We start from the raw sequence: 23,296 nt of genomic DNA, 5'->3' as shown, positions 1-23,296 counted from the left end.
CATGGCCGAGGTCCAGCCGGGCATCCTCGCCCTTCTCGCGGTCACGCTCGGGCTCGGGCTGACGGCCTTCGTCGTGGTGACGACGACGGCCTTCATGAAGATCTCGATCGTGCTGTTCCTGGTGCGCAACGCGCTCGGCGCCCAGCAGGTGCCGCCGAACATCGTCCTCTACGGGGCGGCCCTGATCCTGACCGTCTACATCTCGGCGCCGGTGGCCGAGCAGGTCTTCCAGCGCGCCGCCGACCCGCAGCTGAGCTACCGCACCGTCGACGACTACATGGCGGCGGGCAAGCGCATCCAGGAGCCGATCCGCGAGCACCTCTCCCGCTTCACGTCGCCCGAGCAGCGCCAGTTCTTCCTGGAGGCGACCCAGCGGGTCTGGCCGGAGGGCTCACGGGCCAGCGCCGGGCCGGACGACCTCCAGATCCTGGTGCCGGCCTTCCTGATCTCGGAGCTGAAACGGGCCTTCGAGATCGGCTTCCTGCTCTATCTGCCCTTCATCGTCATCGACCTCGTGGTCACCACGATCCTGATGGCGATGGGCATGTCCATGGTCTCGCCGACGGTGATCTCGATCCCGTTCAAGCTGTTCCTGTTCATCGCCATCGACGGCTGGTCGCGGCTGATGCACGGGCTCGTGCTCAGCTACGCGATCCCGAGCTAGAGGGCGGCCGGATGGATCAGGCCAGCGTCCAGATGCATGTCGGCGGCGCGCTCGCGCAGTTCATGACGCTCGCCCTGCCGCCGCTCATCGCGGCGCTGGTGGTCGGGCTCGTGGTCGGCATCCTGCAGGCGGCGACGCAGATCCAGGACCAGACCATGCCGCAGACGGTGAAGCTCCTCGTCGTCGTCGCGGTGCTCGCCCTGTTCGTGCCGCTCCTGTCGGCGCCGCTCGTCGAGGGGGCCAAGCAGGTCTTCACGGACTTCCCGGCCCTGACCCGGCCGGGCTAGGGCGCCGCCCGTGCCGTCCGGCGATCTCGCCACCTACGCGGGGCTGGCCGCGCTCAGCACCGAGGCGATGTCCTGGGTCACCGCCGCGGCGCTCGGCATGGCCCGGCCCGTGGGCGTGTTCCTGATCCTGCCGGTCTTCACCCGGGCCGAGATGGGCACGCTGATCCGCCTCGGCCTCGCCTTCGGGCTGACCGTGCCGCTCCTCGGCTTCATGCACCAGAGCGTCGGCGCGATGCAGGCGGACCTGCACGTGGTGCGCCTCGCCCTCGTCGCCCTCAAGGAGCTGTTCGTGGGCCTCGTGATCGGCTTCGTCCTCGGCATCCCGTTCTGGGCGATCCAGGCGGTGGGCGAGCTGATCGACACCCAGCGCGGCATCACCAGCGAGGTCGCCCCCGTCGACCCGACGACGAAGTCCCAATCCTCGGTGCTCGGCCTCTTCCTCGGCATCCTGGCGATCACCGTGTTCGTGGCCGCCGACGGGCTGAAGACCCTCGTCGACACGCTCTACGGCAGCTACGGGCTCTGGCCGCTGGCGAGCTTCCTGCCCGCCCACGACATGGGCGCGATGATGGAGCTCGCCCGCCTCGTCGACCGGGTGCTGCGCACGGCGATGCTCGTCGGCGGCCCGGTGATCGTGCTGATGCTGCTCCTCGACCTCTCGGTGATGCTGATCGGCCGCTTCGCCCCGCAGCTCAACGCCAACGACCTCGCGCCGACCCTCAAGAACGTCGCCGTGATCGTCTTCCTGTCGGCCTATGCCGGCTACCTGTTCGACTATCTCGGCGCCGAGATCGGCAGCCTTTCCGGCATGGTCGAGGGGCTCGGGCGGTTCCTGCGATGAGCGGGGATTCCAGCGAGGAGAAGACCCTCCCCCCGAGCCAGAAGAAGCTCCGGGACGCCCGCAAGAAGGGTCAGATCGCCAAGAGCCGCGACCTCGTGGGCGCGCTCTCGCTGCTCGCCGTCGTCGCCTACCTCTGGCTGCGGGGCGGGGCGCTCGCCGACGAGTGGCGGGAGGTGCTCGTCAACGCCAACCGGCTCCAGGGCGAGCCCGTGGCGGTGGCTGCCGCCCAGATCGGCGCGAGCCTGACGGAGCTCGCGGTCCGCACCGTGCTGCCGCTTCTGGGGCTCGCTCTGGCGGCCGGCGTCGCCGGCAGCGTACTCGCCAATGGCGGCTTCGTGTTCTCGCTGGAGCCGATCAAGCCGAAGCTCGAGCACCTCAACCCCATCGAGGGGTTGAAGCGCATGTTCGGGGTCAAGGCCTGGGTCGAGCTCGCCAAAACCGTGGTCAAGGCCGCGCTCCTCGGGGCGGCCCTGCTCCTCGTGTTCCTGGGCACCTGGAACACGCTGGTGCTGATGCCGACCTGCGGCCTCGGCTGCCTCGGCTTCGTGGTGAGCACCCAGTCGAAGCTGCTGCTCAGCATCGCGCTCGCCGCCTTCCTCGCCGGCGGCGTCCTCGACGTGTTGATCCAGCGCTGGCTGTTCCTGCGCGACATGAAGATGAGCGCCACCGAGCTGAAGCGCGAGTTCAAGGAGCAGGAGGGCGACCCGCACGTGAAGGGCGCCCATCGCCGCCAGCGCCAGGAGAGCGCCGGGCTCCCCCGCACCGGCCTCAAGCAGGCGACCATCCTGATCCGCGGGCAGGGGGTCGCCGTGGGCCTGCGCTACGTCGCCGGGCAGGGCGGACCGCCGGTCATCGTCTGCCGGGCGAAGGGCGCCCAGGCCGACGTGATGGTGGAGGCGGCCGCGGAACTGGGCATCCCCCGCGCGCCGGACCACGGCCTCGCCGCGGCGCTCGCCAAGCGGGTGCCGCCGGGCTCGCCCCTGCCGAACCGCTTCTTCGACCGCGCCGCCCGCGCCATCTACGCGGCGGGCCAGGCGTAGCGCGCCGCAGGGACGCGGGGGCGTCCCTGCGGCGCGATGCCGGATCAGAGCGGCGGGCGCTCGCGGACGCGGCCGTCGAACCCGACATGAAGCTCGCGCTCCTGCCCGTCCCGCTTGGCCGCCACCTCGAGATGCTTCGGGCCGCGGCCGGTGACGCGCACGTCGGTGTAGCCCGCCTGCTCCACCGCCCGGGTCAGCGCCGGCACGTCGAAGCGCTCGCCGAGGCCGACCCGGTCGCGGGCCCAGTCGAGGGAGGCCATCGGCGGCCCGTCGGCCGGGCCCATCCGCACGATGGTGCCGTCGCCGCGGGTCAGGACCCGGGCATGCAGGAAGCCTTTCTCGAAGCGGCCCTGCACGGTGACGGACTCGCCCTTGGTGACGAGCATGCCGCCCTCGCCCTCGCGGCCGGTCTCGACCAGGGCGCGGCCGCTCGAATCCTGCACGACGAACTTGTTGCCGAAGATCTCGGCGACCTCGCCCTTCACGGCGGTCGCGCCGGAAGGCGCCAGCGCCGAGATCGCGATCGGCGGGACCGTCGTCGGGATCACGGTCTGCGCGGAGGACAAGCCCGCCGCGCCCGCCACCAGGGCCGCGCCGACGGCGCCGATGGCGAGGGTGCGGCGAAGCCTGCGCCGGCCCTCCGGCCCGCGGGTGGGCTCCGTGGCGGAGGAGGTCTCGGTGGGGGTGACGTCGATGCTCATGGGTTTCGTCCTCAATCGGTGACCCTCTCGGGGTGCGCCGGTTCTAGGACGGGGCTGCCAATCCACCCTGAACCGCGCCGTTCAGGTTCGGTTAAACGGGCGCGCCTAGAGCCGCCTCGGGCCCGGCCGCCTCGGGCCGGCGTCCCTAGGTCCTTGTTCCGCCGTGCATTCCGTCCGCGAACCGGTATCCACTTCGCCGGACTGCGCCCCGGTCGCCGGGACGGGGCCGGTCGCGAGGACGAACGCATGAGAGTTCTGCTGGTCGAGGACGACGAGGCCCTTGCCGCCGAGGTCGTCCGCGCCTTGAGGGCCGAGAACTTCGTCCTCGACCGGGCGGCCAACGGCGAGGACGCGCAGCATCTCGGCGAGACCGAGCGCTACGACGCGGTCGTGCTCGATCTCGGCCTGCCCAAGCGCGACGGCGTCTCGGTGCTCGCCGCCTGGCGCACGGGAGGCCGCACGATGCCGGTGCTGGTGCTCACTGCCCGGGACGGCTGGTCGGACAAGGTCGCGGCCTTCAAGGCCGGCGCCGACGACTACCTCGGCAAGCCGTTCCGGATCGAGGAGCTGGTGATGCGCCTGCGGGCGCTCGTGCGCCGGGCGCAGGCGGGGGGCGCCGGGCGCATCGCCTGCGGACCGCTCGCCTTCGATCCGGGGCTCGGCACCTTCGAGCGCGACGGCCTGCCCCTGCGGCTGACCGGGCTCGAATGGCGCGTGCTCTCCGCCCTCATCCTGCACCCCGGCACCATGCCCCGCGCCCAGCTCATCGAGCGGGTCTACGACGGGGACGCGGAGGTCGATTCGAACTCGATCGAGGTCATCGTCACGCGGCTGCGCCGCAAGATCGCGCCGGCGGGCATCGAGACCGTGCGCGGCCTCGGCTACCGGCTCGTCGCCGAGGCGCCGTGAGCGGCGGGCGCGCCTCCGGCTCCCTGCGGCGGCGGCTGCTGCTGGCGGCCCTCGCGCTGACCCTCGTCGCCCTCGTGGCGGCGGGCGTCGCGATCGGGCTCATCCTGCACCGCTTCGTGCGGGGCCAGGTCGACGGCCGGCTCGACGAGCGCGTCCTCGCCCTGGCCTCGGACATCCGGCCCGGCCCCCGTCTCGCCCTGCGCCGGGACCTCGACGTGCCGCCCTTCGACCGCCCCCGCTCCGGCTGGTACTGGCAGGTCACGCGGGGCGACGAGACCCTGCGCTCCGCCTCGCTCCAGGGGCGCGATCTCGCGCCGCCGGAGCGCCGGCCCCGGCCGCGCGACCCCGGGAGCATCCGGCCCGCCGACATGGAGGGTCCCTGGGGCGAGCCGCTGGTCGCGCGGGTGCTGGCGATCCCCGGCGAGCCGGCGACGACGATCCTCGCCTCGGCTCCGGTCGCGGCGCTGCGCGGGCCGGTCACGGAGGCTCTCGGGACCCTGGCGCTGTGCCTCGGCCTGCTGGGCGCGTTCCTGGCCGCGGGGGCGTGGCTCCAGGTCGGGCTCGGCCTGCGACCGCTGGCGCGCCTGCGCGACGACCTCGCCGCGGTGCGGGCCGGCCGCGCGGCGCGGCTCTCGGGCGGCCATCCGGACGAGGTCCGCCCGCTCGTGGAGGAGATGAACGCGCTCATCGACCAGAACGCGGCGAGCCTGGAGGCCGCCCGCGCGCATGTCGCCAACCTCGCCCACGGCCTCAAGACGCCGCTGGCCACGCTCTCGCTGGCGCTCGCCAACCGGGGCGAGGCGGGGGGCGAGCTCGCCAGCCTGGTCTCGGGCATGGACCGCCGGGTGCAGCATCACCTGCGCCGGGCCCGCAGCGCCGCGGGCGCCGGCCCCGCGCGGGCGCGCGCGCCGCTCGCCGCCCACGTCGCGGATCTGCGCGCGGCGATGCTGCGCCTCCACGCCGACAAGACGATCGCGATGGACGTCGGGATCCCCGCCGGTCTCGGCGTCGCCTGCGACCCGCAGGACCTCGACGAGATGCTGGGCAACCTCATCGAGAACGCCTGTCGCTGGTGCGCGGGCGAGGTGCGCGTAGCGGCCGCCGCGGAGGGACCGGAGGTTCGGATCGTGGTGGAGGACGACGGACCCGGCCTCGATCCGGCGCAGATCGCCAAAGTCCTGCAGCGGGGCCGGCGGCTCGACGAGAGCACGCCGGGTCACGGCTTCGGGCTGCCGATCGCGACCGAGCTTGCCGGCCTCTACGGCGGCCGCCTCGATCTCGCCCGCGCCGGGCTCGGCGGCCTCCGGGTCACCCTGGTGCTGCCGGGCTGAGACGGGGCGGGGCGCCGACCGCGGGCGCGATCCCGGGTCCGCGACGCCCTTCTCTCACGCCGACGGGGGCCGCGGATCTCGCCGCCGCCCCCGCACGCTCGCCGTTGCCGGACGGATGGCCCGTCCGATCGCCCGTTAGCCGACGAGGCCGGCGCCGAAGGTGCCGTCCGCGTAGGAGGGGCGGCCCTCGACGAGGCCGAACTGCAGGAAGTGCTGCATCGGGTCGATCCCGGCCCGCGCCACGTCCGTCTGGGCGGCGAGATAGGCGGAGGTGTCGAACTCCACCGAGGGGTCGCGGCCCTCGCGCCAGCCGTTCGTGTCGTAGTGGGTCAGCGGGTTGACGCCCGCCGCCCGCACGTCCGCGTAGGCCGCGAGGTAGCCCTTGGTGTCGAACACCGAGTTCGGGTCGCGGCCCTCCCGCCAGCCGAAGGTCTCGAAGTGGCGGGCGGCGAAGGCGAAGCTGTCGGGGCTCGCCGCCGCGGCACGGGCCACGTCCGGGTTCGAGAGCAGGTAGAACTCCGCGTCGAAGCCGCCGCGGATGGTCTCGGGCCGGCCCACCGCCTCGTGGATCGCCCGGCCCTCGGCCTGGCCGTACTCGATGTAGTGGCGCAGCGGGTCGATGCCGGCCGCGCGCACGTCGGGGTTGGCCGCGAGGTAGGCCTCGTTGTCGAAGAGCGCGCCGGGGTCGCGGCCCTCCCGCCAGCCGTGGGCGTCGTAGTGGGTGAGCGGGTTGACGCCCGCCGCCCGCACGTCCGGGTTCGCCGCGAGGTAGCCCGCCGTCGAGAAGAAGGCGTTCGGGTCGCGGCCTTCCCGCCAGCCGTGCTCAGCGTAGTGGGTGTCGGCGTCGACGCCCGCCCGGAACACGTCCGGGTTGCGGGAGAGGTAGAAGAGGTCGTCGACGAGGGGGCCGCCGTCGTCGGTGACGATGGTCGCGTCCGAGAACAGGTAGCGCTCGAAGCCGCCGACCCGGTCGTTGCCCTCGGGGCCGCGGATTAGGGTGAGGCCGCCATCCTCGCTGACGGTGATCGAGGCGAAGGAGGAGTTGAACACCAGCGTGTCGGTGCCGCGGCCGGGGTTGTCCTGGCCGCCGAGCAGGATGTCGTTGCCGGGGCTGTTGAAGATGGTGTCGTTGCCCGCGCCGCCGATCAGGCGATCGGCGAAGTCGGTGCCCTGGAGGACGTCGGCACCGCTCGTGCCGGTCCGGCTGATGCCGTGGGCGAGCACGGTGTCGGCGCGGGCGGCGATGTTCTGGATGCGGGTGTCGCCGGCCGGGGTGGTGTCGGCCTGCCCGTAGGGCGTCACGGCGTGGAACGCCTTGAGGTACTCGGCGAGCGCATCCTGCTCGGTGCCCTGGGCCGCGAAGGTCGCGGCGTTCGGCAGCGAGGTCGGCGTGGCGTCGCGCAGGGTGACGCGGTTCTCTCCGTAGGCCGGGAAGGGGTAGTTGTCGCCGCCGAGCCCCGGCGCGGTGGCGGTTCCCGTGGTGAGGAAGTCGAGCGTCACGGTGCGGATGCCGCGGTTCGGGTCGCCCACGAGCTGCCCGTCGCGCACCAGGGTGTCGAGCAGGTAGCCGTCCTGGTCGACGATCGCCGCCGAGATGATGCGCTGGCCCTCGCGGGTGACGTTGCCGTTGATGTCGAGCGTCTGGGCCTGGCGGGTGGCGTCGTAGGAGAAGGTGATGCCGCCGATCTGCGGGAAGGCGCCGGGGGTGGCGCCGGGCGCGACCGAGGACACGGCGTGCTCCAGGATCCGCTCCAGCTCCGCCGCGCTCACCGTGGTGATGGCCAGCGCGTTGTTGAAGCGCAGGGAGTTGGTGACGTCGAGCTGCGAGATGTCGCCGGCCGCCTTGCCGGCGGCGGGGTTGGCCGCAGGCGGCAGCTCGGCGGTGCCGCCGCCCGCCGTCGAGAAGGAGCCGATCGAGTCGCGGATGCCGCCGCCGTTCTTGATCGAGACCGTGACCGTGCTGTCGAACTGGCGCGCGTACCAGAGGTTGGCGTCGGCGGTGAGGTCGCCGAGATTGGTCTCCTCGGTGCGGACCTCGCCGCGGCGCCCCTCGAGGTAGACGCTGGTGCGGCCGAGGATGTTGCCGTCCTGCTGGCGGATGATGTCGGCGACGCCCAGCGTCTCCTGGATGCCGTCGTTGTTGGCGTCGAGGCCCTCGATCATCTCGCGGACGAGGTAGCCCTTGCTGCCCGGCGTGAAGGCGGCCGCCGTCGAGCCCCAGAGCTGCGCCACGGAGGCGTCGTCGACGGCGACGGCGCCGGAGTTCTGCGGGGTGATCGAGTCGCGGATGACGTTGCCCTGGTCGTCGAAGGTGACGTTGAGGCGCCCGACATAGGAGTACTCGGAGCCGGTGTTCACCAGGGCGAGGGTCTGGCCGCTCGCGTTGGTGAAGAACTGCGGGTAGCTGCCGCCCGCGGTGTCGCCCGGCAGGAGCCGGTCGTTCGAGTCCGCGAGCACGGTGTGCGAGCCGCCGCCGATCAGCACGTCGACGTTGCGCAGGAGCGGCGCCAGCGCCTGCTCGTTGGCGAGCTGCTGGAGGTGGGTGCCGACGATGACCTTGTTGAGACCGGGATTGGCCGCGAGCACCCGGTCGACCTCGGCGTTGATCTGGTCGGCGAGCAGCCGGATCTCGTCGCGGCCGGTGAAGCCGTCGACGGTGACGTTGCCGAGCGTCGTGAGCAGCGGCTCGAGCTGCGTGGTGGCGCCGATGAAGGCGATGCGCTCGCCGTTCTCGACGATGATCGTGGACCGGGCGATCTTGTCGGCACCGGTGCCGGTCTGGGTCGAGGTCGGCCCGGTCTGGGCGAAGGTGGCGAGGTCGCCGTCCCGGTGGACGAGCCCCGAGAGCGCGGCCTCGCGGGAGAAGTTGAGGTTCACCGAGAGATAGGGGAACTGCGCGCCGACCCAGGTGTCGTCCGCCGCGCCCGCCGCGCTTCCGAGATTGGCGCCGATGATGTTGGCGACCTCGGTCGGTCCGCCGTCGAACTCGTGGTTGCCGAACACCGCCGCCTGGACGCCGATGATGTTCTGGATGGTGATGTCGGCGCGGCCCGCCGAGGCCGCGAGCCGGCCGTAGGCGGCGGCGCCCGAGAGCCCGTAGAGCTGGTTGTAGATGCCGTTGTAGGTCGCGGCGAGCTGCGGGTCGGCGCCGGCGATGTAGAACGGGCTCGGGATCCAGCCGTCGCCGGTCGAGAGCGTGATCGAGTTCGTCGCGGTGCGCTCGAGCCCCTCGACGATGGCGGCGAAGTTCGCGGCGCGCTGCGTGGCGAGCAGGCCGCCCTCCCAGTCTGAGGCGTGCAGGATCTGGAGCGTGTAGGTCATCGGGGCCGCCTGCTGCGTGGTGAAGTCGAGCTGGTTCTGGGCGATGCCGGCGAAGGCGTTGCCGGTCGCGTCGGTGAAGGCGCCCGCAGGCACGATCACCTCGTAGCGGGTGCCGGGCTTGAGATCGGCCGACGGGTTGATCGTCACCGTGTTGCCGCGGACCGTGACCTGCGAGGTGTCCCCCACCGCGATGGCGCGGGTGTCGCCGGCCCCGTCGCGGATGGTGATCGTGCCGCTGCCGGCCCGCACCGCCTCGCTGAAGGTCAGGGTGATGTCGGATCCGACCGGCACGGCCGGGTTGTTGTTCACGTCCGGGTCCGTGCCCGAGCCCGCGTTGTCCCTCGGCGTCGCCGAGACCAGGGTCGGCGCCTTCTGGTCGAGCCGCAGGCCGACGAGGACGGGGTCGTGGTCGGACTCGCGGGCGGCGACGCGCCCGTCGAAGATCGCCGGATCGCGGCCGAAATCGAGGTTGTAGTCGAGGGCGTCGGCCTCGTCGGCGTTGATGTGCCACTCGGTGACGCCGGTGACCTGGCGGTTCAGGCTGGCGCTGGCCAGCGCGTGGTCGAGGGCGCCGTAGGCCCCGTCGAAGACGTAGGAGTAGGCCTTGGCGAGACGGTCCTCGGCGAGGTTGGTGAAGCCGCCGGCCTTGAGGATGTCGAGGGCATCCTCCTTGAGGTAGGCGTTGAAGTCGCCGAGCAGGATCGTGTCGCTGTCCTGCGTGCCGGTCGGCCGCGTCGCGATCCACTCGGAGAGCGCCGTCGCGGCGAGCTCGCGCTGATGCTGCCAGTTGCCCTGGCCGTCGCCCTGGTCGGCGTCGGCGCCGGTGCCCGTGCCGCTCTTCGACTTGAGGTGGTTGATGACCGCCGTGAACTCTTCGCCGGTGGCGATCTCGTTGAAGGTCACGGCGAGCGCGACGCGGCTGGTGTTGGCGCCGTTGAAGATGCCCCCGACGGTGCTCTGCTGGAGCAAGGCCGGGTCGAAGCGGGCGACGTCGGAATCGTCGAGCCGCTCGATCGTGGTGTTCATCGCCACGCTGACCTTGCTCGGCTTGTAGATGAAGCCGACCGCGATGGCGTCGCCGCCGAGGAACTGGCCCCCGTCGAGCTGCGAGCCCGGGTTCACGTAGGCGTAGGTGCCGGCACCCGCCCGCAGGTTGAGCTGGCCGACGAGGTACTCCAGCGCGTTGCCGGGATCGCCGGGACGGAACTGGTTCTCGAGCTCCGTCAGGCCGAGCACGTCGGCGCCGGTGCCGATCAGCGTCGTGACGAGCTTGTCCGTCTGGCGGGCGAGCTCCTCGGCGGTGTTGGCGCCCCGCGGCGCCGCCCCGATGGCGGTGCGCGCGTTCGAGGAGCTGTTCAGGGTCGTGAAGTAGTTGAGGACGTTGAGGCTGCCGACGGTCAGCGTGCCGCCGACCGCGTCCGGCGCCGCCGGGCGCGGGTTGGCGTGGACGAAACTGTTGTCGCCGTCGTCGATGGAGCGCACCCGGTAGGCGCCGCTCGGGCCGAAGCCGAGGGTGCCGATGAGCCCCGTCACCGTGTCGCCCATGCGCGGCGCGGTGGCGGTGTTGTAGACCGGCCCGAGCCCGTCGAGGTTGGTGATCGGCTGGTTCTGGCTGTTGAGCCCGTCGTCGTAGGTGATCGAGCGGGCCGCCGTCTCGGCGAGGTAGGCGGCGTAGGCGGCCGCGTTCGGCTCGTTGGCGTTGGTGAAGGTCTCCGGGCGCCCGCCCGCCGCGAGGCGGATCTCGTTGAAGCGGTCGAGGTTGAACTGCTCGGTGATCGTCAGCGTCTGGGGCAGCCGCACCAGCATGCCCTCGTAGCGCTCGAGGTCGGGCTGGGCCGTCACCCCGGTGCCGACGACCCCGGCCGCGGGCAGCTCGACAGTGACGGCGGAGGCCTTCACCTGCGCCGCGCTCAGCGCGCCCGCCTGCACGACCTGGATCGCGGAGGCGCCCGTGACGGTGATCTGCGTCTCGCCGTTGAACTCGGTGACGACGCCGGTGACCCGCACCCGGTCGCCCTCGGCGACGTCGACGAGGCGGTTGCCGGTGCCCTCGTAGACGAACACGCCCTCGGAGGTGAGCGGGTTGCCGTCCTGGTCGGCGGCCTCCTCCTGGAGGTAGAAGCCGCCGAGGTTGCGCTTGGCGTCGCCGTCGCCGTTCTGGAAGTCGCCGACGACGATCGCCTCGACAGTGACGGTCTGCCCGACGAGGGGGCTCGCCGAGCCCGTGCCCTGCACCGCGGAGATCAGGGTCACGTCGTCGTTGAGGATGATGCCCGTGGCGGTCGCGGCCGACGCCTTCACCGCGGCGGCGATGCCGGCCTGGCTCGACGTTGCGCTGCGCAGGCTCAGCGCGAAGCTCTCGTTGGCCTCAGGGGTCAGGTCGCCCTGCACGGTGACGCTGACCTGCGCCGACGCGGCCCCGGCGGGGATGGTGCCGGAGATCGTCAGCGGCAGGGTCGGGGCGCCGGCGAAGTCGGCGCCGTTCGCGGCATTCGCGCCGCTGCCGGTCAGCTCGGCGGTGAAGGAGACGGCGCCCAGCGTGCCGTTGCTGCGCTCCACCGTGAAGGTGAACACGGTGCCGCCGGCGTTGCCCTCGGCCTGGGCGACGGTGAGCGAGCCCGCCGCGAAGCCGACCTCCTGCGTGAAGCCCTGGGGAAGCGCCGCGTAGATCACGGCGCCGCCGTTGGCGACCTCGTTGGCGCTGACGACGAGCGCCGTGCCGGTGGGGTTCTTGTCGCCGGCGATGAAGGTCAGCACCTCCGGCCCGAGGTCCGTCGTCGCGCCGGCCAGCGGGGGCACGTAGGAGACGTAGGCGGCGTTGGCCGGATCGGTGACGTCGTAGACGATGACGCCGCTCTGCCGCTCCAGCCCGACGAAGGCGTAGATGCGGCCGTTCACGGTGCCGATGGTGACGCCCTCGGGCTCCGGACCCTTGTTGTCGGAGCGGTCGTCGGGCGTGTTGCCGACGACCTGATCGTTGTTGAACCGCTCGGGGGAAAGCGCCGCGAAGATCTTCTCGAACTCGCCGCCGGTCTCGCGGACCTTGGTGATGGTGCCGTCCGCGTTCTGGCGGAAGATCGAGATGCCGCGGCCGCCCATGGTGTGGAGCTGGTCGATGACCCCATCGCCGTCCGTGTCGCCATAGCGCAGCAGCACGTTGAGGCGGGCGTAGGCCGGATCGGCCTTCAGCGCCTGGAGCTCCGGCGTCAGGCGGCTGTTCGCCACCGTGCTGAGCCGGGCGACGTCGCCGGTGTCGTCGGCCCCGCCGATGACCCGCTGGTCGCCCTCGTTGGCGGTCACGAAGTAGGTGACGCCCCCCGTCGAGAAGCTCGCCAAGGCGTCCGGCTGGAGGAGGCCGTAGATCGGGGTGCCGGCCGGCGTCGCGCCGATGCGGATCGAGGCGGTGCCGCCCGGCCCGTCGCGGTCGGAGGCGTCGAACTCGTTGCCGGCGAGCGAATGGTTGACCGAGCCCAGCGGCTGGATCGCGATCGGGGCGGTGCCCGGGTTGGCGAGATCGATAATCGCGACGCCGTTCACCTCCTGCAGGGTGACGTAGGCGAAGCGGTTGTCCGGCGAGATCGCGATGTACTCGGGCTCGATGTCGGCGGCGGCCGACTTGCCGGGCGTGATCGCCAGGCCCTTGGCGCGCAGCGCGTCCTCGCTGCCGTTCAGGCCCTCGAAGCCGACCGTCGCGACGACGCTCGCCGCGGCCGCGCCGCCCGACACGTCGATGATCGAGACGCCGCCGACCGGGTTGCTCGCCACGCTCGCCTGCTCGCCCTCGTTCGCCACGAGGAGGCGGGTGCCGTCGCGGTTGAACACGATCTGGTCGGGGCCGACCCCGACCGTGAGGGTGCGCTGGAGATTGCCCGCGGCATCGAACAGGGCGACGCGCCCGGGCTGGTCGCCGACCGGGTTCGCGTAGGCCACGGCCACGAGCCCGTTGAAGACGGCGACCGAGTTCACCGCGCCGTAGCCTTCGAGACCCGAGAGCAGGATCTCGCCGGTCTTCTCGATCGCGCCCGCGGCGGTGATCGCGGCGATCTCGATGCGGTTCTCGTTGGTGTTCTGGATGTAGAGGCGGTTCGTGGTCGAATCGTAGGCGACGACCTCGGCGTTGGGGGCGGCGGCCGTCGCCGGGTCGTCGGTCGCCGCGAAGGCGCCGAGCCGCACGAGCGTCAGCGCGTTCGTGGCCGCCGGAGGCGTCGTCGCGGTCGCGCCCGACTGGCCCTGGAGCGAGGGCGCCGCGTCGTAGACGGCGATGCCGTTGATGGTCGAGGGCGCGTCGTCGTTGAGGATGGTGCCGGTGGCCTGCCCGTCGGCCAGCGTCGCGCCGGTGAGGTTGGTGACCGTGACGGTGAAGGTCTCGGCCGCCTCGAACACGGTGTCGCCGATCACGTCGACGCTGAAGGTCGCGCTCGTCTGGCCGGCGGCGATGGTCTGGCCCGTCAGCGTCCGCGCCACGTAGTCGGAGCCCGCGGTCGCGGTGCCGTCGCTGGTCGCGATGTCGAAGGTGACGCCGCCGGCCGGCGCCGGGTCGGAGAGGGTGATCGTGAAGGTCAGCGCCTTGGTGCCGGTGTTGCCCTCGGTGATCGACGCGTCGGCGATCGAGAGGCTCGGCGTGACGGCGGCCGGACTCACCGTGAAGGCGCCGTAGCTGCCCGCCCCGACGCGGACCGCGTCGTCCTGCGTCCAGTTGGACGCCGAGCCGATCGCGGCGAGGATCTGATCGCGGGTGCCCGTGGTCGGCCCGGCGTAGCGGCCGTTGTCGGCGGGCAGCGCCACCGCCGTCGTGCCGAGGGTGAGGCCCGTCGGCAGGGCGGAGGTGCTGGCGTTGGTGGCGTCGCCCGCGAAGGCGCCGACGCCGTCGGCGAAGTTGATCGCGTAGAGGAAGGTCGGGCTCGCCGCCGCGCCCTGGTAGACGAGGATCTGGTCGCCCGAGGCGTTCAGCGCGAAGTTCGACGCCGTGAAGACGGGGGTGTTCGCCCCCCCGGCGGTGGCATCGGTGGTCGGATGGATCACCGTGCCCGCCGCGAGCGCCGCGGCCGCCGTGAAGGTGTAGATGCCCTCGCCGCCGCGGAAGGCGCCGGCCGCCGTCCAGCCGTTGTCGGTGAAGTGGATCTCGGTGCCCGCCTCGATGTCGCGCAGGAGCACGAAGGCGAAATCGTCCGGGTTGTCCGCGTCGTATCCGACGAGCGCGAGATCACCGGCAGCGAGAGTCGTCGCCATGGTACGGAACTCCGGGCACAGGCCTGCGATCGCCGGGCACGCTCGTCGAGCATGCGCAGCGTACAGCGGATGGATTCGTCTCCGGGAACTTCAGACGCGACCGCGCACGACTTCACGCCGGCCGAGTCTCCTCTTGAGACGACCTGCGGGATGAGGGGCGTTGCTACGATCTGTTTCCGGTCGGATCCGACCTGTATGGATCGTTTGCGACACTCACGTGAAAGTTACCAAACCCTTTCACAGGGATCGCCGCATCGCCCGCGTCGAACTACGTATCTGCGCGATCCGGGACGCGGGCCCGTCAGGATGCGGGGCTCGACGCCCCGTTCGGCAGGCCGAGCGGCGTCAGGCGCGGCAGCGGATGCGTGCCCGTCCGCGGGCGGAGCAGGTCGAGGCAGCGGCGCTTCAGCGCGGCGAACTCCGGCTCCGCCACGAGGTCGCGCCGCCGGGGCCGGGCGAAGGGCACCGCGATGTCGTCGAGGATGCGCCCGGGGCGCGGGGTCATCACCAGCACACGGTCGCCGAGGAACAGCGCCTCGTCGATGTCGTGGGTCACGAAGACCACGGTGGTGCGCCGGCGCGTCCAGACGTCGAGGAGCAGCTCCTGCATGACGAGGCGGGTCTGCGCGTCGAGCGCGCCGAAGGGCTCGTCCATGAGGAGCACGCGGGGGCCGTTGACGAGCACGCGGGCGATCTCGACCCGCTGCTGCATCCCGCCCGACAGCTCCGCCGGGTAGCGCTCCGCGAAGCCGTCGAGCCCGACGAGGGCGAGGTACTCCCGCGCCCGCGCCAGCCGCTCGGCCCTGCCGACGCCCTGCATCTTGAGGCCGAAGGCGACGTTCTCGATCACGCTCTTCCAGGGGAAGAGGGTGTGGTGCTGGAAGACGATGCCCCGCTCCGGATGCGGCTCGCGGATCGCCTGCCCGTCGAGGAGCGCCCGGCCCCGGCTCAGGCCGAGGTGGCCGGCGAGCGCCCCGAGGAGCGTCGACTTCCCGCAGCCCGAGGGGCCGAGCAGGCACACGAACTGGCGGTCGGGAATCGCGAGGTCGATGTCCTCGACGACGTCGAAGGCGTTGGCGCCCTCGCCGAGGCGGATCGCGGCGGCGTCGACGGCGATCCCGCCGGACGCGGGGGAACGCGCTTCGGGGGCGTGCGGCGCGCTCATCGCGTCTCTCCCGCGCCGATCCAGGGGGTCGCGAGCGCGCCGAGCCGGCGCACGGCGAGGCTCGAGCCCATGCCGAGAAGCCCGATGAGCAGCATGCCGACGACGATGTCGTCGTAGTTCTGGAGCGTGTAGGATTCCCAGGTGAAGTAGCCGATCCCGTACTGGCCGGAGATCATCTCGGCGGTCACCAGGCAGAACCAGGCCGTGCCCATGCCGATCGCCGCGCCGGTGATGATGCTGGGCGCGGCGCCGGGCACGATCACCTCCCGCAGGATCGCGCCCCGTCCCGCCCCGAGGCTGCGGGCGGCGGCCACCAGCCTGGGATTGACCCCTTCGACGCCGTGGATCGTGCTGAGCAGGATCGGGAACAGCGCGCCCGTGAAGGTGATGAAGGCCATCGACAGCTCGGAGGAGGGGAACATCAGGATCGCCAGCGGGATCCAGGCCACCGCCGGGATCGGCCGCAGCACCTCGAGGGGCGGCAGAAGCAGGTCGGCGGCGGTTCGCGAGCGGCCGATGACGAGGCCGAGCGCCACCCCGGCGGCGAGCGCGGCCAGGAAGCCGGAGAGCACCCGCGCCAGGCTCGCCCCGAGATGCGCGGCGAGCTTCGGCGACTGGATCAGCGCCCAGGCGGCGCGGGCCGCCTCGACGGGGGTGGGCACGTTGCGGAAGGTGACGACCCCGAGATCGAGCCGGGCGCTCGCCAGGAGGTGCCAGGCGAGGAGCGCCAGCGCCAGCGCCGCGCCCCGCAGGGCGAGGCGGCGCAGGGGCAGGCCCCCGCGCGCCATGGCGTTGCGCGTCCGGGAGCGCCCGGCGGCGGCCCCGTCGAGGATCGCCGCCGGGGCTTCGATCGCGGCCCCGCTCATCGCGCGGTCAGCTGGGTGGTGCCGGCCCGCGCCGCGGCGTAGTCGACGACCTCGCCGCCCTGCGCCTTGGCGTAGGCCTCCGCGTCGCCCTTGAGCAAGAAGGCGCTGAGCCGCCGCTCGCCGTCGCGGACGAACCAGGCCTGGTTCGCGAAGAGCTTGATGCCGCTCTCGCGGTCCTGCGCGTAGACGACGCGGGCCTGCCCGCCGCCCTTCTCGATCTCGGCGAGCGCGGAGAACGCGCCCTCCGGCGAGGCGTAGTGGCGGACCTTGGGCTCGCCCTTGACCCAGATCTGCGCGACCCGGTTCGGGTCGGCGATCGGCTTGCCCGTGACGGCGTCGCTGGCGGCAAGCGGCCGTTGCCCGTAGTCCCTCAGCCGGGCCTCGTAGTCGATCCCGGCCTTCGCCGCCGCCGCGCGGATGAAGCGGTCGTTCACGAAGCGGTCGAGGTCGATGTCCGAATCGGCCTTCTTCAGGAGCTTCAGGGTCTCGAAGGAGGTCTTCACCGCCTGACGGTACTCGGGCTTCCAGGTCACGTCCCGGGTCTGAAGCCCGAGGGGGCCGTGGAACAGGTAGGCGACCTCCGCCTCGATGCCGGTGACCTTCTCGATCAGCTCGGAATACGTCTCGGGCTCGGCCGCGAAGAGGGCGTCCGCCTCGATCGCGGCCTCGAGATAGGCGGTGACGACCTCCGGGTACTTCTCGGCATAGGCCGCATCGACCAGGGAGCCGTGGAAGGTCGGGGCGTTCGCCTGCGCGCCGTCGTAGATCTTGCGGGCGATGCCCCGCCAGGGGAACAGCTCGGCGAAGGGCACGAAGTCGGCATGCGCCTCGATCTTGTTGGCCTTGAGCGCCGAGCCCGCCACCTCCGGGGCCTGGGTGATGATGGTCACGTCCCGCTCCGGGTCCCAGCCCTGTGCCTTCACCGCCCGCAGGAGCAGGCCGTGGGCGGTCGAGGCGAAGGGCACCGAGATGGTCTTGCCCTTCAGCGCCGCGAGGGACTGCACCGGCGACTCGACCGGCACCACGATGCCGTTGCCGCTGCCCTTGATGCTGCCCGAGAGCACCGAGATGAACAGGCTCTGCCGGCCCGCCTTGTTGAAGGCGTAGCCGTTCAGCGAGCCCGGGAAGTCGGCCATGGCGCCAAGGTCGAGCTTGCCCGCCACCATCTCGTTGGTGAGCGGCGCGCCGCTGGTGAAGTTGCGCCACTGGATGTCGTAGGTCGCGTCCTTGTACTTACCGTCCCGCGGCAGGTGCTTCTCCAGGAGCTTCAGCTCGCGGATCAGGAGGCCGCCCGTGGCGCAGTTGATGGTGGTGTCCTGCGTGCCCACCGCGACGCGGATGGTCTCGGCCCGCGCCGCGCCGAGGCTCGTGACGAGGGTCGCGGTGGCGGAGAGCAGCAGGGCGGCGAGGCTGCGGGAGAGCGGCACGGTCGGGCTCCATCGGGGAGGCGGGCGGGGTGCCGGGAACGGGCGTTCCGCGGCAGGGCGACGCTGCATTCAAGCCCTGGTCTGCTGCATTGCGGCGAGCAATTAATTTCATCCGCAAGATGTTCGCCGTTCTTCGCGCGTGCCTTCATCGCGACAGAGAAAGAACATCTCCCGGAACGACTTGTCCGGAGAGCATCTTTTGCGGTGCGATCCGATCTTTGGAATTGCTCCAGGGGCGAACCGCCCGATAATCGGCCGCTCCGCCCCGCGGCCTCCGATCGGGGCTGGCTCCAGCCCCGGTTGCATCGATGTCGTCGGCGCCGCTCCCCCTTCCCGAACGCCGCAGGCCGGCGCCGCTGATCGCCAGCGCGCTCTTCCTCAGCGAGACCATCGAGGGGCTCGACGACGGCGCCGGCTTCCTCGACCGGCTGACGCCGGCGGAGGCCGAAAGGCTGCGCCAGGCCGGACGCGCCGTCGGCCTCGCCCCCGGCGAGAGCGTGTTCACGCAGGGCGAGCCGCACGAGGGCATCTTCCTGATCGAGTCCGGCCGGGTGCGGGTGTTCTATTCCGGCCCCTCCGGCCGGCAGGTGACGCTGGCCTACTGGACGCCGGGGCACTTCATCGGCGGCCCGAGCATCTCCGGAGGCGGCGTCCACCAGTGGTCGGGGGTGGCGATCGAGCCGGTGCGGGTGACGATCCTGTCGAGCGCGACCCTGCGCGGGCTCGTCCGCCAGATGCCGAACTTCGCCCTCTGCCTGATCGAGGCGCTGGAGGCCAAGGGCCGCTGCTACACGGCGATGGCGCAGATGCTCGGCACCCGCTCGGTGATCGAGCGGCTGGCCCAGCTCCTCATCAACCTCGGCGCGCTCTACGGCACGCCGGAGGACGGCACGGTGGTCATCCGCCGCCGCATCACCCACGACGAGATCGCCGCCCTGGTCGGCTCGACCCGGCAATGGGTGACGATGATGCTCAAGCGCTTCCAGCGGGAGGGCGTCATCGCCATCGACAGGGCCCATATCCGCCTGGTCCGGCCGGGCCGGCTCCAGGAGATCGTGCTCACCGAGGGCTGAGCCCCAGCGCGCGGGCCGACGCCGCCCCGCCCGGCGCATCGCCGGGCGGGGCGGCGCGCCGGTCAGCCGCGCACGAAGGCCAGCAGATCGGCGTTGAGGAGGTCGGCGTTCACGGTGAGCATGCCGTGGGAGAGGCCGGGATAGGTCTTGAGCGTGCCGTTGCGCAGCAGCTCGATCGCCTTCAGGGCCGCGTCGTGGATCGGCACGATCTGGTCGTCCTCGCCGTGGAGCACGAGGGTCGGCACCGAGATCGCCTTCAGGTCCTCGGTCTGGTCGGTCTCGGAGAAGGCCTTGATGCCCGCGTAATGCGCCAGCGCCGAGCCCATCATGCCCTGCCGCCACCAGTTGCGGATGACGCCCTGATGGACCTCGGCGCCCTCCCGGTTGAAGCCGTAGAAGGGGCCGGTCGGGACGTCGAGGAAGAACTGGGCGCGGTTGTCGGCGAGCGCCTTGCGGAAGCCGTCGAAGACCTCGATCGGCAGGCCCTCCGGGTTGGCCTCGGTCTTCAGCATCAGCGGCGGCACGGCGCTCACCAGCACCGCCTTGGCGACGCGCCCCTGCGGCTCGCCGTGCTTCGCGACGTAGCGGGCGACCTCGCCGCCGCCGGTCGAGTGGCCGATATGCACGGCGTTCCTCAGGTTGAGATGCTCGGCGACCGCCGAGGCGTCGGCGGCGTAGTGGTCCATGTCGTGCCCGTCCGGGACCTGCGCGGAGCGGCCGTGGCCGCGGCGGTCATGGGCGACGACCCGGTAGCCGTGGCCCGCGAAGAACAGCATCTGCGCGTCCCAGTCGTCGGACGAGAGCGGCCAGCCGTGGTGGAACACGATCGGCTGGGCGTCCTTCGGTCCCCAGTCCTTGAAGAAGATCTCGGTGCCGTCGGCGGTGGTGACGAAGGGCATGGGGGTCTCCTGCGCGTGAAGCGTGGTGGTGATCGCGGGCCTCGAGGCCCTCGGGATCGCCGGGCGCTTCCCATCCGGCGTATCTACTGTCGCGTGATTCTCGCTTCCGCAAAACAGAAACCTTCGAAAGGCATCGTTTCTGTTTCGACGACTATCGAAGCACGTCTCCTCAGGCAGCGTTCGCGCCCTGCATGGCGGTCGATGCGAACCACGCCGACAGGGCCGCGACGTCGGCCTGGCCGAGCCCGTGCCCGGCGGGCAGGATGCGACGATCGAGCCATGCGCCGGCCTCGGTGAGCTGTCCGGCGAGCCGGTCGGCGTTCGCCAGCGGCACGATCGGGTCCATCGCCCCCGACAGCATCAGCACCGGCCGTCCGTCGAGCCGCGCCTGCGGGGGCGAGGCGAGGGGGGTCATCGCCCGCACGAGGGCCGCTCCCGCGAGCACGTCGGGTCGCAGCAGCAGCATCGCGGCGGCGATGTTGGCGCCGTTCGAGAAGCCGAGGGCCACCGGGGCCGGCAGCCCGTAGGCGGCCCGGGCCTCGGCGACGAAGCCGGCGAGGTCCTCGACGCGCCGGCGCAGGTCCGCCTCGTCGAACACTCCCTCGGCGAGGCGCCGGAAGAAGCGGGGCTGGCCGTGCTCCAGCACCTGTCCGCGCGGGGAGAGCAGGGCGGCGCCCGGCGCGGCCATCCGGCCCAGCGGCAGGAGGTCGCCCTCGTCGCCGCCGGTCCCGTGAAGGAGCAGCAGCGGCGGCCGCGCGGAGCCGTCGCCCGGCTCGAAGCGGTGGAGGAAGGAGAGGTCGCTGGGACGCATGGAGGTTCTCCTGGCAGGCCCCTCCGACCCTCGCGCGGGAGGATCGGAGGTCGTGTGTGAAGGGACGGGTCAGGCGACGGCGGGCAGCGCCTGCTCGATCGTGGCCCGGTGCGGTTCGAGGAAGGCGGGCAGCTTCAGGACGCGGCCGAGCTCGGCCACGGGCTCATCCACGCCGAAGCCGGGACTGTCGGTGGCGATCTCGAACAGGACGCCGCCGGGCTCGCGGAAGTAGACCGAGCGGAAGTATTGCCGGTCCCGCTGCTCGGTGACGACGAGCCCGTGCTCGCTCGCGAGCCGCTCGGCCATGGCCGCCTGCGCCGCGTCGTCTGCGGCACGGAAGGCGATGTGGTGGACCGAGCCGGCGCCCGGCCGGCCGCGCAGGAAGCCGCCGACCTCCCGCAGGGTGACGAAGGCGCCCCGCCCGGCGCTGCCGGCGTAGCGGGTCGAGGACCCCTCCCGGCCGGTCTCGCGAAACCCGAGCGCGTCCGTGAGGATCCGCCCCGTCGCCGCCGCCCTGTCGAGGAGCAGGGTGACGCCGTGCAGCCCGCGGACCGCGTGCTCGACCGGCACGCCCCCCGCCGACCAGGCCGGCGCCGCTCCGTCCTCCGCGACGCCGACGAGCGCCAGCATCGTGCCGTCGGGGTCGCGCAGGCGCAGCACCGGCTCCCCGAAGGCGGTCGCGGGCGTCTCGTGGGCGACGCCCTTCTCGATCAGGCGCTGCACCCACCAGCCGATCGAGGCGAGCGGCACCCGGAAGGCCGTCTCCCCCGTCTCCCCGACGCCGACGCGGCCGGGGGCGGCGTGGGCGATGGGGAAGAAGGTCAGGATCGTGCCGGGCTGCCCGGTCTCGTCGCCGTAGTAGAGGTGGTAGGTGCCCGGATCGTCGAAGTTGACGGTCTTCTTCACGAGCCGCAGGCCGAGCACGCCGGTGTAGAAGCCGACATTGCGCTCCGCGGGCCCGGAGAAGGCGGTGAAGTGGTGAAGGCCGGTCTCGGTCATGGCGGGAACTCCCCTGGGAGAGCGGCGCGGACGGCGCCGTCTCGATGACCGCAATCTGGCCCTTGCCCGATCCGGAGAAAATGGAAACGATGGAAAACCATCGTTTCTGGATCGAACCATGAGACTTCCGGATTTCGAGGCCTGGGCCGTGTTCGCGAAGGTGGCGGAGACTGGCTCCTTCAGCGCGGCGGCGGTGGATCTCGGCCTGTCGAAGGGCACCGTCTCGAAGGCGGTCGGGCGGCTCGAGACCCGGATCGGGGCGCGCCTGTTCCACCGCAGCTCCCGCAAGCTGGCGCTCACCGAGGCGGGGCTCGCCGCACGCGAGGGCGCGGCACGCATCCTCGCGGAAGGGGAGGCGGCCGAGGCGCGGGCGAGCGCGGACGCCGCCGAGCCCCGCGGGCTCGTCCGCCTCGCCGCCCCCATGAGCTTCGGGGTGATGCACGTGGCCCCGCTCCTGCCGGAGTTCCTGGCGCGGCACCCGAACGTCGCGGTCGACCTGCACCTGTCCGACGCGACCGTCGACCTCGTCGGGCTCGGCTTCGACATCGGCCTGCGCATCGCGGCCCTGCCCGATTCCGCGCTGAAGGCGCGCCGCCTCTGCGAGGTGCGCCGCTCCGTGGTCGGGGCCCCGAGCTACCTCGCGGAGCGGGGACGGCCCGCGCACCCGGACGAACTCCTCGACCACGCCTGCCTCGGCTACGCCTATCTCCCGAGCGCCGACCGCTGGCGCTTCACCCATCCGGACGGGCGCGCGGCGGTCGTGGCGCCGCGGGCGTGCCTGCGGGCGAACAACGCCGAGGCGCTGGTGCCGGCGCTGCGGGCCGGGCTCGGCCTCGCCCTGCAGCCGGACTTCATGATCTGGGACGATCTGGAGGCCGGCCGGCTCGAGCGGGTGCTCGCCGACTGGCAGGCGCCGCCCATCGCCCTGCACCTCGTGATGCCGCCCGGCGAGCCCCGCCCGGCGCGGGTCACGGCCCTGATCGACTTCCTGGCGCGGCGGCTGTCGAGCGCTCCCTGGGCGCATGATCGCGCCGCGGGACGCGGTGCCGGCGGGTAGGAGGCCCGGAGCCTAATCCCGCCCGGAAGGCCGGGTGGCGAGCCAGAGGACGTGCCGGCGGCCGGAGCGGCCGTTGGCGTGGACGCGCTGCTCGTCGACCGCGAAGCCGCAGCGCTGCAGCCGGCTCTTGAAGCGGCGGTCGGGAGAGCCCGACCAGACCGCCAGAATGCCGCCCGGCCGCAGGGCGTAGCGGGCCCGCCCCAGCCCCCAGACGTCGTAGAGCCGGTCGTTGGAGCGGCGCGTCAGCCCCTCCGGGCCGTTGTCCACGTCGAGGAGGATGGCGTCGAAGGCCTCGGGGCCGGACTGGATCGTGCGGTTGACGTCCTCCACCCGCACCTCCACCCGCGGGTCGTCGAGGCTGCCGGCGAAGAGCGGCGCGAGCGGCCCCCGCGCCCAGTCCACGACGGCGGGCATCAGCTCGGCCACCGTCACCTGCGCCGAGGGCGGGAGGGCGTCCAGCGCCGCGCGCAGGGTGAAGCCCATGCCGAGGCCGCCGATCAGGATGCGGGGCCGCGCCCGGTCCCGCAGCCGCTGGCAGGTGAGGGTGCCGAGCGCCTGCTCGGAGCCGCGCAGGCGGTTGTTCATGAGCTCGATCGTGGTCGGCACGATCGAGAACTCGTCGCCGCGGCGCATCAGCCGCATGGGATCCGGCTCGCCGGGGATCGCGGCCGTGTCG

General features: G+C 72.3%; 17 protein-coding genes. 8 read left to right on the top strand and 9 right to left on the bottom strand.

Going from position 1 to position 23,296, the window contains the following annotated elements:
- The first annotated feature begins 1 nt into the window (after nt 1).
- Genes sctR through MFF04_RS10530 form a run of 4 tightly spaced genes read left to right on the top strand, consistent with a single transcriptional unit; the run spans nt 2 to nt 2,832 of the window.
- Nucleotides 2-664: a type III secretion system export apparatus subunit SctR gene (gene sctR, locus MFF04_RS10545; protein ID WP_238275666.1), complete on the top strand. Its 663-nt coding sequence runs from the start codon at nt 2-4 to the stop codon at nt 662-664.
- Nucleotides 665-675: 11 nt separating this feature from the next.
- Nucleotides 676-951 carry an EscS/YscS/HrcS family type III secretion system export apparatus protein gene (locus MFF04_RS10540; protein WP_238275665.1) on the top strand — a complete coding sequence of 92 codons (276 nt, stop codon included), beginning with the start codon at nt 676-678 and terminating at the stop codon, nt 949-951.
- A 10-nt stretch (nt 952-961) separates the two neighbouring features.
- The gene (gene sctT, locus MFF04_RS10535) at nt 962-1,792 is read left to right on the top strand and encodes a type III secretion system export apparatus subunit SctT (RefSeq protein WP_238275664.1); all 831 of its coding nucleotides are present in this window, start codon (nt 962-964) and stop codon (nt 1,790-1,792) included.
- Nucleotides 1,789-2,832 (top strand): EscU/YscU/HrcU family type III secretion system export apparatus switch protein, encoded by a 1,044-nt coding sequence (locus tag MFF04_RS10530; protein ID WP_238275663.1) that lies wholly within the window; start codon nt 1,789-1,791, stop codon nt 2,830-2,832. The genes sctT and MFF04_RS10530 overlap by 4 nt, the downstream gene beginning before the upstream one ends.
- A gap of 44 nt (nt 2,833-2,876) precedes the next feature.
- On the opposite strand, the gene MFF04_RS10525 is transcribed toward MFF04_RS10530, so the two are convergent.
- Entirely contained in the window at nt 2,877-3,533 is a 657-nt protein-coding gene (locus tag MFF04_RS10525) for a DNA-binding protein (protein WP_238275662.1), read from the bottom strand.
- 246 nt (nt 3,534-3,779) lie between these two features.
- Between MFF04_RS10525 and MFF04_RS10520 the strand changes: the two genes are divergently transcribed.
- Together MFF04_RS10520 and MFF04_RS10515 are read left to right on the top strand one after the other, a co-directional pair.
- A complete protein-coding gene (locus tag MFF04_RS10520) occupies nt 3,780-4,442 on the top strand; it encodes a response regulator transcription factor (protein ID WP_238275661.1) in 663 nt (220 codons plus the stop codon).
- Nucleotides 4,439-5,773, top strand: coding sequence for a sensor histidine kinase (locus MFF04_RS10515; protein ID WP_238275660.1), 1,335 nt, complete (start codon nt 4,439-4,441; stop codon nt 5,771-5,773). Before MFF04_RS10520 ends, MFF04_RS10515 begins: the two co-directional genes overlap by 4 nt.
- Before the next feature lie 135 nt (nt 5,774-5,908).
- Here the strand turns inward: MFF04_RS10515 and MFF04_RS10510 are convergent, their stop codons facing one another.
- The 4 genes from MFF04_RS10510 to MFF04_RS10495 form a co-directional block, all read right to left on the bottom strand.
- A complete protein-coding gene (locus MFF04_RS10510; RefSeq protein WP_238275658.1) occupies nt 5,909-14,323 on the bottom strand; it encodes an ExeM/NucH family extracellular endonuclease in 8,415 nt (2,804 codons plus the stop codon).
- A gap of 301 nt (nt 14,324-14,624) precedes the next feature.
- Nucleotides 14,625-15,488 (bottom strand): ABC transporter ATP-binding protein, encoded by an 864-nt coding sequence (locus MFF04_RS10505; RefSeq protein WP_238275657.1) that lies wholly within the window; start codon nt 15,486-15,488, stop codon nt 14,625-14,627.
- Nucleotides 15,485-16,276, bottom strand: coding sequence for an ABC transporter permease (locus MFF04_RS10500; protein WP_238275743.1), 792 nt, complete (start codon nt 16,274-16,276; stop codon nt 15,485-15,487). The genes MFF04_RS10505 and MFF04_RS10500 overlap by 4 nt, the downstream gene beginning before the upstream one ends.
- A 74-nt stretch (nt 16,277-16,350) precedes the next feature.
- Nucleotides 16,351-17,781 (bottom strand): ABC transporter substrate-binding protein, encoded by a 1,431-nt coding sequence (locus MFF04_RS10495; RefSeq protein ID WP_238275656.1) that lies wholly within the window; start codon nt 17,779-17,781, stop codon nt 16,351-16,353.
- A 308-nt stretch (nt 17,782-18,089) separates the two neighbouring features.
- On the opposite strand from MFF04_RS10495, the gene MFF04_RS10490 reads away from it, so the two are divergent.
- The gene (locus MFF04_RS10490; protein WP_238275655.1) at nt 18,090-18,854 is read left to right on the top strand and encodes a Crp/Fnr family transcriptional regulator; all 765 of its coding nucleotides are present in this window, start codon (nt 18,090-18,092) and stop codon (nt 18,852-18,854) included.
- 62 nt (nt 18,855-18,916) lie between these two features.
- Here MFF04_RS10490 and MFF04_RS10485 read toward each other — a convergent pair whose 3' ends face one another.
- The 3 genes from MFF04_RS10485 to MFF04_RS10475 all read right to left on the bottom strand — a co-directional run bounded on the left by MFF04_RS10485 (nt 18,917) and on the right by MFF04_RS10475 (nt 21,563).
- Nucleotides 18,917-19,753 (bottom strand): alpha/beta fold hydrolase, encoded by an 837-nt coding sequence (locus tag MFF04_RS10485; RefSeq protein ID WP_238275654.1) that lies wholly within the window; start codon nt 19,751-19,753, stop codon nt 18,917-18,919.
- Between the two features lie 169 nt (nt 19,754-19,922).
- Nucleotides 19,923-20,564, bottom strand: a complete 642-nt coding sequence (locus tag MFF04_RS10480) for an alpha/beta hydrolase (protein ID WP_238275653.1) — start codon at nt 20,562-20,564, stop codon at nt 19,923-19,925.
- A 69-nt stretch (nt 20,565-20,633) separates the two neighbouring features.
- A complete protein-coding gene (locus tag MFF04_RS10475; RefSeq protein ID WP_238275652.1) occupies nt 20,634-21,563 on the bottom strand; it encodes a ring-cleaving dioxygenase in 930 nt (309 codons plus the stop codon).
- 118 nt (nt 21,564-21,681) lie between these two features.
- Here MFF04_RS10475 and MFF04_RS10470 point away from each other — a divergent pair, with 118 nt between their 5' ends.
- Nucleotides 21,682-22,620 (top strand): LysR family transcriptional regulator, encoded by a 939-nt coding sequence (locus MFF04_RS10470; protein ID WP_238275651.1) that lies wholly within the window; start codon nt 21,682-21,684, stop codon nt 22,618-22,620.
- A 12-nt stretch (nt 22,621-22,632) separates the two neighbouring features.
- On the opposite strand, the gene MFF04_RS10465 is transcribed toward MFF04_RS10470, so the two are convergent.
- Nucleotides 22,633-23,296 (bottom strand): spermidine synthase (locus tag MFF04_RS10465; RefSeq protein ID WP_373320007.1); only part of this gene is annotated, 664 nt, incomplete at its 5' end.

It is taken from the genome of Methylobacterium jeotgali, from assembly GCF_022179345.1.
Taxonomy (GTDB): domain Bacteria; phylum Pseudomonadota; class Alphaproteobacteria; order Rhizobiales; family Beijerinckiaceae; genus Methylobacterium; species Methylobacterium jeotgali.
The sequence above is the reverse complement of the archived record's forward strand: the minus strand, read 5'-3'. Positions and strand labels throughout refer to the sequence as shown.

What these genes read in the sequence shown, in the direction of transcription:
- MFF04_RS10475 (WP_238275652.1), bottom strand. Translation starts at nt 21,563, where the DNA reads ATGACCGAGACCGGCCTTCACCACTTCACCGCCTTCTCCGGGCCCGCG.
- MFF04_RS10470 (WP_238275651.1), top strand. Translation starts at nt 21,682, where the DNA reads ATGAGACTTCCGGATTTCGAGGCCTGGGCCGTGTTCGCGAAGGTGGCG.
- MFF04_RS10540 (WP_238275665.1), top strand. Translation starts at nt 676, where the DNA reads ATGGATCAGGCCAGCGTCCAGATGCATGTCGGCGGCGCGCTCGCGCAG.
- MFF04_RS10500 (WP_238275743.1), bottom strand. Translation starts at nt 16,276, where the DNA reads ATGGCGCGCGGGGGCCTGCCCCTGCGCCGCCTCGCCCTGCGGGGCGCG.
- MFF04_RS10530 (WP_238275663.1), top strand. Translation starts at nt 1,789, where the DNA reads ATGAGCGGGGATTCCAGCGAGGAGAAGACCCTCCCCCCGAGCCAGAAG.
- MFF04_RS10490 (WP_238275655.1), top strand. Translation starts at nt 18,090, where the DNA reads ATGTCGTCGGCGCCGCTCCCCCTTCCCGAACGCCGCAGGCCGGCGCCG.
- MFF04_RS10510 (WP_238275658.1), bottom strand. Translation starts at nt 14,323, where the DNA reads ATGGCGACGACTCTCGCTGCCGGTGATCTCGCGCTCGTCGGATACGAC.
- MFF04_RS10520 (WP_238275661.1), top strand. Translation starts at nt 3,780, where the DNA reads ATGAGAGTTCTGCTGGTCGAGGACGACGAGGCCCTTGCCGCCGAGGTC.
- sctR (WP_238275666.1), top strand. Translation starts at nt 2, where the DNA reads ATGGCCGAGGTCCAGCCGGGCATCCTCGCCCTTCTCGCGGTCACGCTC.
- MFF04_RS10485 (WP_238275654.1), bottom strand. Translation starts at nt 19,753, where the DNA reads ATGCCCTTCGTCACCACCGCCGACGGCACCGAGATCTTCTTCAAGGAC.
- MFF04_RS10505 (WP_238275657.1), bottom strand. Translation starts at nt 15,488, where the DNA reads ATGAGCGCGCCGCACGCCCCCGAAGCGCGTTCCCCCGCGTCCGGCGGG.
- MFF04_RS10525 (WP_238275662.1), bottom strand. Translation starts at nt 3,533, where the DNA reads ATGAGCATCGACGTCACCCCCACCGAGACCTCCTCCGCCACGGAGCCC.
- MFF04_RS10480 (WP_238275653.1), bottom strand. Translation starts at nt 20,564, where the DNA reads ATGCGTCCCAGCGACCTCTCCTTCCTCCACCGCTTCGAGCCGGGCGAC.